At 37.8% G+C, this 11699-nt stretch carries 11 protein-coding genes and 4 tRNA genes; 7 read left to right on the forward strand and 8 right to left on the reverse strand.

Annotated features, from left to right (window positions below; translation table 11 throughout):
- Positions 1-4 precede the first annotated feature (4 nt).
- From HQN83_RS22300 to recR, 4 genes are all read right to left on the reverse strand, one after another.
- Complete coding sequence (locus HQN83_RS22300; RefSeq protein WP_173093497.1) at positions 5-634, reverse strand: phosphoribosylanthranilate isomerase; 630 nt, start codon at positions 632-634, stop codon at positions 5-7.
- On the reverse strand, positions 634-1623 hold the full coding sequence (gene trpD / locus HQN83_RS22305) for an anthranilate phosphoribosyltransferase (protein WP_173093499.1): 990 nt from the start codon (positions 1621-1623) through the stop codon (positions 634-636). The genes HQN83_RS22300 and trpD overlap by 1 nt, the downstream gene beginning before the upstream one ends.
- Positions 1624-1872: 249 nt before the next feature.
- Positions 1873-2688, reverse strand: coding sequence for an SDR family oxidoreductase (locus HQN83_RS22310; protein WP_173093501.1), 816 nt, complete (start codon positions 2686-2688; stop codon positions 1873-1875).
- A gap of 5 nt (positions 2689-2693) precedes the next feature.
- Positions 2694-3311 carry a recombination mediator RecR gene (gene recR / locus HQN83_RS22315; RefSeq protein WP_108203684.1) on the reverse strand — a complete coding sequence of 206 codons (618 nt, stop codon included), beginning with the start codon at positions 3309-3311 and terminating at the stop codon, positions 2694-2696.
- A 117-nt stretch (positions 3312-3428) separates the two neighbouring features.
- Here recR and HQN83_RS22320 point away from each other — a divergent pair, with 117 nt between their 5' ends.
- Together HQN83_RS22320 and HQN83_RS22325 are read left to right on the forward strand one after the other, a co-directional pair.
- A complete protein-coding gene (locus HQN83_RS22320) occupies positions 3429-4907 on the forward strand; it encodes a sodium:solute symporter (RefSeq protein ID WP_173093503.1) in 1479 nt (492 codons plus the stop codon).
- Between the two features lie 20 nt (positions 4908-4927).
- Positions 4928-5635 carry an LOG family protein gene (locus HQN83_RS22325; protein ID WP_108203682.1) on the forward strand — a complete coding sequence of 236 codons (708 nt, stop codon included), beginning with the start codon at positions 4928-4930 and terminating at the stop codon, positions 5633-5635.
- 60 nt (positions 5636-5695) lie between these two features.
- Here the strand turns inward: HQN83_RS22325 and arsC are convergent, their stop codons facing one another.
- The 4 genes from arsC to HQN83_RS22345 form a co-directional block, all read right to left on the reverse strand.
- Positions 5696-6040 (reverse strand): arsenate reductase (glutaredoxin), encoded by a 345-nt coding sequence (arsC, locus tag HQN83_RS22330; RefSeq protein WP_173093505.1) that lies wholly within the window; start codon positions 6038-6040, stop codon positions 5696-5698.
- Between the two features lie 164 nt (positions 6041-6204).
- Entirely contained in the window at positions 6205-6795 is a 591-nt protein-coding gene (locus HQN83_RS22335; protein WP_173093507.1) for a DUF502 domain-containing protein, read from the reverse strand.
- A gap of 19 nt (positions 6796-6814) precedes the next feature.
- Positions 6815-9274: a bifunctional UDP-N-acetylmuramoyl-tripeptide:D-alanyl-D-alanine ligase/alanine racemase gene (locus HQN83_RS22340; RefSeq protein ID WP_173093509.1), complete on the reverse strand. Its 2460-nt coding sequence runs from the start codon at positions 9272-9274 to the stop codon at positions 6815-6817.
- Positions 9275-9494: 220 nt separating this feature from the next.
- Positions 9495-10181, reverse strand: a complete 687-nt coding sequence (locus tag HQN83_RS22345) for a substrate-binding periplasmic protein (protein ID WP_173093511.1) — start codon at positions 10179-10181, stop codon at positions 9495-9497.
- A gap of 230 nt (positions 10182-10411) precedes the next feature.
- On the opposite strand from HQN83_RS22345, the gene HQN83_RS22350 reads away from it, so the two are divergent.
- From HQN83_RS22350 to HQN83_RS22370, 5 genes are all read left to right on the forward strand, one after another.
- Positions 10412-10903, forward strand: coding sequence for a regulatory protein RecX (locus HQN83_RS22350; RefSeq protein ID WP_173093513.1), 492 nt, complete (start codon positions 10412-10414; stop codon positions 10901-10903).
- Between the two features lie 138 nt (positions 10904-11041).
- Positions 11042-11114 (forward strand) — tRNA-Gly (locus tag HQN83_RS22355).
- A 65-nt stretch (positions 11115-11179) separates the two neighbouring features.
- Positions 11180-11264, forward strand: a tRNA-Leu gene (locus tag HQN83_RS22360).
- Positions 11265-11285: 21 nt separating this feature from the next.
- Positions 11286-11361 (forward strand) — tRNA-Gly (locus HQN83_RS22365).
- A 45-nt stretch (positions 11362-11406) separates the two neighbouring features.
- A tRNA-Leu gene (locus HQN83_RS22370) sits at positions 11407-11491 on the forward strand.
- Positions 11492-11699 lie beyond the last annotated feature (208 nt).

Genomic DNA, 11699 nt, shown 5'->3' on the forward strand with positions numbered 1-11699 from the left:
AAACTCAATAGGACAACATATTTTTAAAGTCAATCAATTTATCTATATCCTTTAGCCCAGGCTCCAATTCAAATTTACTATTGATGTCTACGGCATAAAAACGTGTATCTTTTATTCTATTGATCTCATCGATACTTTCCAGATCAATGCCTCCACTTAAGAAATAAGGTTTATCCAATACATATTTCTTAAGTAAATCCCAGTTAAAAGTTCTTCCTGAACCACCATGATCAGGTGTTTGCGTATCAAACAAGAAGTAATCAACAGAGTCTGAGTATCCTTCCAGCTTATCGAAATCAAATTGTTCATCAACTCCGAAGGCCTTTATTACCTCAACATCCATCAAAGCCTTTAGCTCTGCACAGTAACTAGCAGGCTCACTTCCATGTAATTGAACTGCATGTAATCCATATTCCAGAACTCTCTCAACTACTGTTCTAAGTTCTTCATCTACAAACACACCGGTTCTTTTGATATTAGATGGCAGACTCTTAACAAAATGTGCTGAAAGATCTGCAACATATCTTTTCGAGCCTTTATAGAAAATAAATCCCATATAATCAGGCTGCAAGTCAGCCACCATTTCAATGTTTGATGGCACCTTCATTCCGCATACTTTCAGTCTTTTGTCCATTACCTTGCTATTAAGTTTTTAAAACTGTTCAGTGCACTCTTGCTCATTAAAGAAGCCTCTGCTTCATAAAAACAATCAGCAAAAGATTTAGTGTTATCTATTGTTTGAATAGCCAATGCAGCATTGCAAAGCACAACATTTCTCTGCGCATCAGTACATTCATCATTAAGTACATTCATAAAAATCTTTGCCGATGATTCAACTGTATCACCACCTTTAATCTCCTGCTCATCAATCTGCGCAAAGCCAAGTTCCGCAACAGTTACCAGCGACTCTCCTTTTTTACTGAAAGTTTTAAAATCGCAACTCAAAGATACCTCATCAAAACCATCTACTGCATGCAGAATCGTATAGTTTTTATCTGTATCCTGATATAAATAAGCATATAACCTGGCCAGTTCCAAACTAAATACCCCAACAATTTGATTTTTCGGCTGCGCCGGATTAACCATTGGTCCAAGCATATTGAAGAAGGTTTTTACCCCAAGCTCCTTACGTATTGGCGCAACAATTTTCATTGCCGGATTAAACAACGGCGCATGGATAAAGCAAATCCCTGCTGAATCTAAGCTACGTTTTAAAACATCCTGATCATTGGTAAATGTATACCCTAAATACTCCATCACATTCGAAGAACCGCAGCCCGACGAAACACCATAATTACCATGTTTAGCTACCTTATGACCAGCACCTGCAACTACAAAAGAAGCAAGGGTTGATATATTAAAAGTATCTTTCCCATCACCACCGGTTCCACAAAGATCTACAAGTTCATAATCAGAAAAATCTAGCTTTACGCAAAGGTCAAGCATGGCATCACGAAAGCCCTGAAGCTCTGCCACAGTGATATTTCGCATACCATAAGCGGTAATAAATGCAGCAATTTGCGAAGTATTAAATTCGCCCATAGCAATCGAAGTAAGTATCCTTTGTGCCTCTGATCTGGTAAAGGTTTTGTTTTCGAATAAGTGGTTAAGTATTTTCTTCATGTTATTTACTCCCAAAAGGAGCCTTTTCAAAATGTCGTAAAACAAAAAAGGTTGCCTTAAGCAACCCTCAAAATATTTTTATATAAAAAATAACGTTCAAAACGGGGTTACACTACGCATTTGCGTTGTGCCACCACCAGTTGTTAAGTCCGTTTGTAAGTATCATTAAAGCAAATATGGAATTGTTTTTGCAAAGCAGCAAATCTTTTATCAAAAAAAATAAAATTTATTACTCTTTGCAAGAGGGGTTTACTTAATTAAGGCGTTCTTTTCTTTGGTAAAATGATTAAAAACCAGTTTATCAGCCAATGCAGGCAATAATTTATTAATCCACACGGTAAGCTTGCCTTGCCCGGTCATTACTAAAGTCCGCTTTCTCGCAGCAATACCATCCACTATTCGGGTAGCAACCTCTTCGGCCGACATCATTTTACCTTCTTCCATACTTGTTTCGCCATGCGAAGCACCATCTTTAGCCAAGGCCGTAACACGAATATTAGAAGCCGTAAAACCCGGACAAGCCACCATCACATGAACTCCCGTTTTAAGCAATTCAGTTCTTAATGATTCCATGAAACCGTTCATCGCAAACTTAGAAGCAGAATAACCAGTACGACCAGGTAAACCGCGGTAGCCCGCAATAGAAGATACTCCTATTACACTACCCTGAGTTTTTAAAATCTCCGGCAATGCATACTTAGTACAATAAACCGTACCCCAGAAATTCACGTCCATCAGATTTTTCAATACAGATAAGTCCAGGTCATTAAACAGTGCACGCATAGATAAGCCAGCATTGTTAACTAATACATCTATCTTGTTAAAAGTGACTGAAGCATTTTTAATCAGGACTTCGCAATCCTCTTCTTTACTAACATCTGCCTGTACCGCAACCGCTCTTATTCCATATCTGGCCTCCAGATCGGCAGTAATTTCACAAAGTGTAACGTATTGTCTGGCACCTAAAACCAGGTTGGCACCTCTTTTTGCAAACTCTTCGGCACATGCCTTACCAATACCAGATGATGCACCGGTAATTATGACTACTTTATTCTTAAAATCCATTCTAATTATTTAATTAATGAGTTTTCATAAGGCACTCTGGTAATGATAGACCTTCCCAGCGTAATCTCATCAGCATACTCCAGCTCTCCGCCAAAGGCAATACCTCTGGCAATTGTGGTAATTGGTATTTGAAAATCTTTAAGTCGTTTGTATAAATAGAAGAGTGTGGTATCCCCCTCCATGGTAGCGCTAAGTGCCAATATCACCTCTTTTACAGGAGTGGTAGCCACGCGCTGCACTAACGAATCAATAAAAAGATCGGATGGCCCTACCCCATCCATTGGAGAAATCAACCCGCCAAGAACATGATAAACACCAAAATACTGCGAAGTATTTTCCACAGCCATTACATCTCTGGTATCCTCCACAACACAGATTACTTCCTTTTCACGCTTGTTCGAAGCGCAAATTTCACAAATCTGGCTATCCGAAATATTATGGCAAATGTTGCAGTGCTTAATTTCCTTTCTAAGCCTTACAATTGCATTCCCAAAATGCTCCACTTCCTCCTGCTCTTTATTCAATAAATGCAGAACCAACCTTAAAGCCGTCTTTTGTCCAACGCCCGGTAACTTCGAAAATTCGTTAACGGCATCCTCAAGCAATTTAGAAGAAAAGTTCATCTTACAAACTTAGATAAATTGTGAATGTAAATTTATATTTATCTCTTGATATTTACTTTTTATAAGTAGAAACTCATGATGGTTTCTTACATTTAGAATCTTAACTAATCATAAAAAATGAGTCCAATAATACTTTTGTCTTTTCTGCTCGGCTACTTTGCACTGCTAATTGGTGTATCTTATTTTACTTCCCGAAACAATTCAGACAATGCTTCATTTTTTATAGCAAACAGAAATTCTAAATGGTATCTGGTGGCATTTGGAATGATTGGAACAGCGCTTTCCGGTGTTACTTTCATTTCCGTTCCAGGAGCCGTAGGCAAAAGTGAATTTGGTTATTTTCAGTTCATACTGGGTAATGCAGTCGGCTTTGTTATTATCGCAACGGTATTACTGCCACTGTATTACAGGTTAAATATTATATCAATATACACTTATCTGGAAAGGCGTTTAGGCTTTTGGAGCTATAAAAGTGGCGCTGTTATCTTCTTAATTTCACGTACCATTGGCTCATCTTTCAGACTATATCTTGTGGCTATTGTGCTACAGAAATTCATATTTGATGCATGGAATGTACCCTTTTGGCTTACAATAGTTATTTGCCTTGTACTCATATGGCTTTACACTCATAAAGGGGGATTAAAAACAATCATCATTACCGATACACTTCAAACCGTATTCTTACTCCTATCAGTAGTACTATCCATCATTTTCATTTCCAAATCATTGCACTTAGATATCGCTGGCACTTTTGAAGCTGTAAAGAATAGCAGTTATTCCAAAATCTTCTTCTGGGAAAACTTTATGGGCAGTAAAACCCACTTTATAAAACAGTTCCTTGGAGGTATTTTTGTTACCATTGCCATGACGGGATTAGATCAGGATCTGATGCAAAAGAACCTGAGCATGAAAACCATAGGCGAAGCACAAAAGAACATGTTCACCTTTACTGCTGTATTCATCATCATGAACATATTCTTTTTAAGCGTAGGTGCGCTTTTATACCTATTTGCAGCCAAGAACGGAATTGATGTAGCGGCATTAAAAACACCGGATCACCTATACCCCGAAATTGCTTTAAACTACCTTAACGTTGTACCAGGCATTATTTTTATGCTAGGTTTAACTGCAGCAACATTTGCGACAACAGACTCAGCCTTAACTGCTTTAACTACATCGTTCTGCGTAGACTTTCTACATTTCGATAAAAAAGCTGACCAAAACGACCCTAAACTCGTTAGCCAAAGACATTACGTACATGTTGGTTTTTCGGTGCTGATGGTCGCCGTTATCATGGTTTTTAAACTAATTAATGATGATTCCGTTGTTAATGCCATATTTAAAGCCGCCGGCTATACCTATGGTCCATTGGTAGGTTTATTCGGTTTTGGCATGTTAACCAGAAGAGCGGTAACAGATAAACTTGTACCTTACATCTGTATTCTTTCGCCAATACTATGCTATGTAATAGATATAAACTCACTAAGCTGGTTTAGCTACGCTTTAGGCTTTGAGCTTATCATATTAAATGGCCTGATTACGTTTATACTACTTTGGATAACCGGGAAACAAGCGACAACCCAGACCAAATTTTAAATACTTTAATACCTATTAGAATGACAAGTGAAGAGAAAATAAGAAGCGCATTTGAAAACAAAGACTGGCAGGAAATAAAAGTTACTGACTCCTGGCAGATCTTTAAAATAATGGCCGAATTTGTTGACGGCTTTGAAAAACTGGCTAAAATAGGCCCTTGTGTAACCATTTTTGGTTCGGCAAGAACTGCTGAAACCAATAAGTATTACCAAATAGCTGTTGAGTGTGGCAAACTCCTAACCGACCGAGGTTACGGTGTTGTTACAGGTGGCGGCCCAGGTATTATGGAAGCCGGAAATAAAGGCGCACATACAAACGGCGGTAAATCAGTTGGTTTAAACATTGAACTACCATTTGAGCAATTCCACAACAAATACATAGACCACAACAAACTGCTAGAGTTTGATTACTTCTTTGTAAGAAAGGTAATGTTTATGAAGTACTCGCAAGGTTTTATTGTACTACCAGGCGGTATGGGCACTATGGATGAACTTTTTGAAGCAATCACCTTAATCCAAACAGGTAAAATTGCAAGGTTCCCTATTGTACTTGTCGGCAAAGATTACTGGAGCGGATTGGTAGATTGGATAACGAACACCATGCTAAACAAAGAGCACAACATCCATGCAGAAGATCTAAACCTATTCAGATTGGTTGATACTGCCGAAGAAGCAACTGAGCACATCTTCAGATTCTACGAGAAGTACGTATTGAAACCAAACTTCTAATCGAGCCTTTAAATAGGCTCTTAGGCTTCAACAAGCTTTCAACTAAGCTTGAAATTAGCCTTAACCTAAAATATCATAAATCTTTTCTGTTGGTCTTGCTATTACGGCAAGATCATCAGAAACTAATATCGGGCGTTCTATAAGTATTGGATTTTCAACCATTGCAACAATCCATTCTTCCTCAGAAAGAACCTTACCCTTATATTTCTCCTTATAAACAACTTCCGATTTACGGACAAGTTCATGAGCCGAAATCCCCAATTTACCAACAATAGCTCGTAACTCATCTACAGTAGGAACTGTTTCCAGGTAATTAACCACTTCAAATTCCTTTCCACTTTCTTCCAGAACCGTCATTGCGCAACGGCTTTTACTGCACCTGTTATTATGATAAATCTTGATCATTTTCTCTTAACTAAATTTAAAGTTTAACAACTTCTTCTTTTCCCCTCTTCCCCTTCTGTCCGGAGTTACATTCATTCCTTAAAAAATCAACTGTTGAGAGACGACATGCAGATATTTTGCCCTTCCGCAAAATATCTGAGGAGGCGAGCAATGGTTGATTTTTTTTAGAAATGGCTAACTCCGCCAGATACCACCAACTTCATGGCGTCAGCCGCACTCATATTCAACGGCTTAATCTTTTCGTTTTTAACAACATAAACCTGACCGGCAAAAGAATAAGAAAACGGGAAATAAACAATTGCTTCACCGGGAAGGCCGATAGACTTAAGATCAGATTGCGTAAGAAACCCAATCCTTTTCAAATCCCCTTCAACCTCAACAAGTACAGGATGATTAAACTTCTTCTCATCACCAACAAAAGCTTCAGTAAGATCTTTGATAGAAGAATAGATAAATTTCACCACCGGAAGCCTATCTAAAGCCTTCTGAAACCAATTATACATTGGCTCAGTAACAAAGTTAGTTACAAAAATTCCGGCAATCAGAATGATCGAAACTACCAATGCCAAGCCTAATCCGGGAATATTTCGGCTGGCTCCCGTTCTGGGATCTACGCCAAGAATATTGTTTATATTTAACCAGCTGTCAACCGTAGTAACAGCCCAAATCACGATAAAAATACTTAGTGCAATAGGCAGCACAATCAACAACCCTTTAATCAGGTAATTTAACAACGCCCTACCAATTCTATTCATGCTGCAAACTTATGTAAAACTACTCATAAAAATACACTCGTTTTACCCTTTGAGATACATTTGTTAATATTTCATACGGTATAGTGTCAATTTGTTTTGCCAATTCGGCGATGGTAAGTTCACCATTAAAAACAATCACCTCATCGCCAGTTTTCACGCCCAAACCAGTAACATCGAGCATACACATATCCATACATATTACACCTACGGTAGATACCAAATTGCCATTAATCAACATTTTACCCACACCATTGCCAAATTTGCGATTATAACCATCAGCATAACCAATTTTAACAGTAGCAATCATGCCTCCTTCAGGTAAAATACCACGGCGACTATAACCCACCGTTTCATTAGGCTTTATCGGTTTCACCTGAGTTACCGTAGTTTTTAAAACAGCAACAGTTTGCAGACCTTTATTATGAGACAAGCCGCCATCAAAACCATACATTCCAATACCAAGCCTAACCATATCCAATTGAGCTTCAGGGTGACGAGAAATGCCGGATGTATTAGAAATATGCCTGATAAACGAATATCCCACCCCCTCTTTAATTTGATCAGCAACAGCTGTAAACCTACTCAGCTGATGCGCTGTAAATCCATCATGATCAGCACTATCACTACCTACTAAATGAGAAAAAACAGAAACAACCTTTACCTTTTCGGTTTCCTTTAATTGTTGTAAAAGATCAGTTAAATCAGCCTCTTCAAAGCCCAATCTATGCATTCCCGTTTCAATTTTCAGGTGTATAGGGTAACTCTTTGTATTTTCACTTAAGAAATCGATGAAGCTTCTTAAAATATCAAGATTATATATTTCAGGTTCCAGCTTATGCTTTACTATGGCATCAAAAGCAGACGGCTCCGGACTCATTACCATGATAGGCATAGAAATGCCGCCTTTTCTAAGCGCAACCCCTTCATCTGTATAAGCCACGGCCAGATAATCAACTTTATGGTACTGTAACAGATTAGCAATTTCGAAACTACCGCTACCGTAAGAAAAAGCTTTAACCATTGCCATTACCTTAACTCCCGGGCGTAATTTATTCCTATAGAACTGCAGATTCCCTGCCAGCGCATTTAAATCTATCTCCAGAACCGTATCATGTATCTTTTGTGTAATCAGTTTACTGATACGTGCAAACTCGAACCTGCGGGCTCCTTTAACCAAAATTGTTTCACTACTAAAATGTAGCGATGGAAAGTTCTCTACAAAGGCCAATGTACTCTCAAAAAAAGAGGTCTCCATATCAAACAATTCTGCTGCTGCAGATATATGCAGACCAACCCCTATCAACCTATTCACGTTCTTTTGCTTAAGCAGAGCCGCTATTTCGGCATAAAGATCCTCATCATTTTTCCCTGTTTCATACAGATCAGAAAGGATAAGTGTTTTTTTAGGATGCTGGTTTTGAAGATTTAAAAAATCGAGCGCAATGGCTAAAGAAGAGATATCAGCACTGTAAGAATCATCGATAACAGAACATTGATTGATGCCATTTTTCAGTTCTAAGCGCATGCTAACCGATGTTAGCTTTTCTAATAAAGCATCAGTTTGCTGTGGATTGTACCCCAAAGCAAGCAAAGTGGCCCAGCAAATCACTCCGTTTTCTAGAGATGCCCTATCACTAAATGGAATTAAGCATTCTATTTCATCGCCTTTAAACTTTGCTCTAATATAGTTTCTGCCATCAATTTGCTCTACAAATAAGATTTGCAGGTCTGCCTTTTGTTTAAAACTCCATGAGAATTTTGACTTACCCGGTAAATCAGTTAAACCGAGTCCTTCAGTATACTCCGGAGAATAAATAAACAGCTCTGAATTTTTAAAAAGCTTTAATTTTTCGAGCAGTTTTTCTTTAATAGATGAGAATCCTTCAGCATGTGCTTCGCCAATATTGGTTAAAATACCAACTGTTGGCTGTATAATTTCGGCAAGGCTATCCATCTCACCGGATTTAGAAATTCCGGCTTCAAATATCCCCATGGTATGATCTGAATCGATTTGCCAAACAGAAAGCGGCACCCCTATTTGAGAATTGAAGCTTTTAGGACTGCGAACAATATTAAAATCGGCAGCAAGTAATTGATATAACCATTCTTTAACTATAGTTTTCCCGTTACTACCGGTAATTGCAAGCACTTTTAGGTCGTACTGCTCACGATTGTATTTCGCTAAAGTCTGAAGAGCGGCTAATACATCAGTAACCAACAAGATATTGGCATCAGGGAAGTTATTCAAATAGCTTTCATCGCTGATTACAAAATTCTTAATCCCATTTGCATAAGCATCTTTAAGGTACTCATGACCATTTCTTTTTGCATCTAAAGCAAAAAATAAAGATTCATCAGGATCTATTACACTCCTGCTGTCAATTACCAATTTAGTAATTACAGCATTATTGTTTACGATGAAAGGTTTTGCAGTTAAAACAGTGGCAATAAGAGAGATAGAATAGTTAGCATTACTCATGCCCAAAATTAAACATTTTTCGGCTCAATTAGGTAAGGCAAAACTAGCTTACTCGATGTGTCAGTCAGTCCACGGTCAGTCCACGTTTTACTAAGAAAAAGGTGGACTGACCGTGGACTGACCGTTTGGTCAATGTGGAGTAATTCTACCCCCCTTCATAAACCGAATTAAATGGCTATTAAATTGTATTCAAAAAAATGAAATTGAAATTTTCTGACTGTTAAAACTGAATATCGGTAAACCATTTTTTATAAATGGTTTGATAGGTTCCGTTCTCTTTTAAAAGGCTCAAAACTTCATTAAACTGATCACGCAGTTGAGTATCTCCTTTTTTCATAGCGATTGCATATTGAGAATCTGTTTTTGGTAAATACATACCCACTTTTAATTTCTTGTTTTTTTGCAAAAACCCACCTGCTATTGGCGAATCATCGATGAGTAAATCTATTTTTCCGGCTTGCAGTTTTCTATACAACTCTTTATTGGTTTCGGCGTGCACCATATTGTTGCCAGGAAAGTTTACATGAACGTATCTTTCTGCTTCTGTTGCCTCTCTAATGCCTATTGTTTTATTTTTAAGGTCGTTAATATCTCTTAAATCACCATCGCTATTAACCACAGCACACAATCTGAAATGTAAATATGGATTGCTAAATTCAAGGATATGTCTGCGTGAAGGTGTAACAGTTACTGCAGAACAGATCAGATCTAACTCCCCTTTAAACAGTTTCTCGAGAATGGTTGCCCACAATGAAACCTCATATTCTACCTCTATATCAAGATGTTCGGTGATGGCTTTCATTAAGTCGACTTCGAAACCTTCAAATTTTTCAGAATTATAATCTGAGTGCATAGGAAATGGAGCTGCAGAATCTAATCCGACTTTCAATACTTTTTTTGGTTCCATAAAAGGAGAGTTAACTAAATGACATCCGAACGTAGCTAAAATACGCCTTTAAAACAATAATTTAACAGAAAAACCACCGAAACAACTGAAATGTTTGAAAAACTTATCTCTTTTTATTCATTTACAGTGAATTAAAATCAATTAAGATCAAATATTTGATAAAAAACAAGATCCGCATCTTGTTTTAAGATAAATCATACTTATGACAGGCACATTTAGTAATATTGTAAATGCTGGATTCATCAAAACAACAAACTGTAAAGTTAGATAAGAAGGCGGCTTTGGCAAAAGCCGAGCATTACTGTGCTTATCAGGAAAGGTCTCAACAAGAAATTCGGAACAAGCTTTATGAGTGGGGTTTGTGGAAAAACGAGGTTGAGGAAATCATTTCAGAACTGATACAAACTAACTTTTTAAATGAAGAGCGTTTTACGATGGCTTATGTTTCTGGAAAATTTAAGATAAAGAAATGGGGCAAGATGAAAATTAAACAGGGGCTTAAGCTAAAAGGTGTAACCGAAAAGATGATTTCCAACGCACTAAAAACGATAGATTATGACGAATATCTAGAAACAATACTCGTTTTGGCGAACAAAAAGTTACCTTCTATCAAAGAAAATGATGCTTACAAGAGGAAATATAAGCTCACTTCTTACTTAATGGGCAAAGGCTTTGAAAGCAATTTAATCTCGGAAGTCCTAAACGCCAATGGCTTAGCTTAAGTTCAATATTTTTTCTAAAAAATAACTTGACAGTAATACAAAAGTATTTATATTTGCAATCCCAAACGGAAACAAGGTTAACAACTTAATTCAAGTTTCAAAAAGGGAATCATTGGATAATGATTTAATGAAACCAATGCGAAAGTAGCTCAGTTGGTAGAGCACGACCTTGCCAAGGTCGGGGTCGCGAGTTCGAATCTCGTCTTTCGCTCTAAAAACCTGAAAAGGTTTTTAAGTAAACAGTCATCATTTCAATAGATGTTGAAATAGGACTATGCTCAGATGGTGGAACTGGTAGACACGCAGGACTTAAAATCCTGTGACCTTAAAAGTCGTGCGGGTTCGATTCCCGCTCTGAGTACAATAAAACAACAATACCAACGCGAAAGTAGCTCAGTTGGTAGAGCACGACCTTGCCAAGGTCGGGGTCGCGAGTTCGAATCTCGTCTTTCGCTCCAAATGCCTTCAGTAGAAGGCATTTAATTTTAAAAGGTTATTCACCTGCTCAGATGGTGGAACTGGTAGACACGCAGGACTTAAAATCCTGTGACCTTAAAAGTCGTGCGGGTTCGATTCCCGCTCTGAGTACTTCAAATCTAAAGCCCCTAAAAGGGCTTTTTTTATTTCCTCATTATTTTCTCCAAAAGATTCTTAAACAATTTCAAGCTTCTATAAATGGATCAAGCGGAATTCTTGGGGGGAAGAAAATAATTTCTTTCTTTTGCGATTGTAAATCAAACGACAATTTTCATTTTGAGCGCAGCTGCAGAAACCCTTATCAGTTTATTATTACCAG

Source organism: Pedobacter foliorum (assembly GCF_013266735.1).
Taxonomy (GTDB): Bacteria; Bacteroidota; Bacteroidia; order Sphingobacteriales; family Sphingobacteriaceae; genus Pedobacter; species Pedobacter foliorum.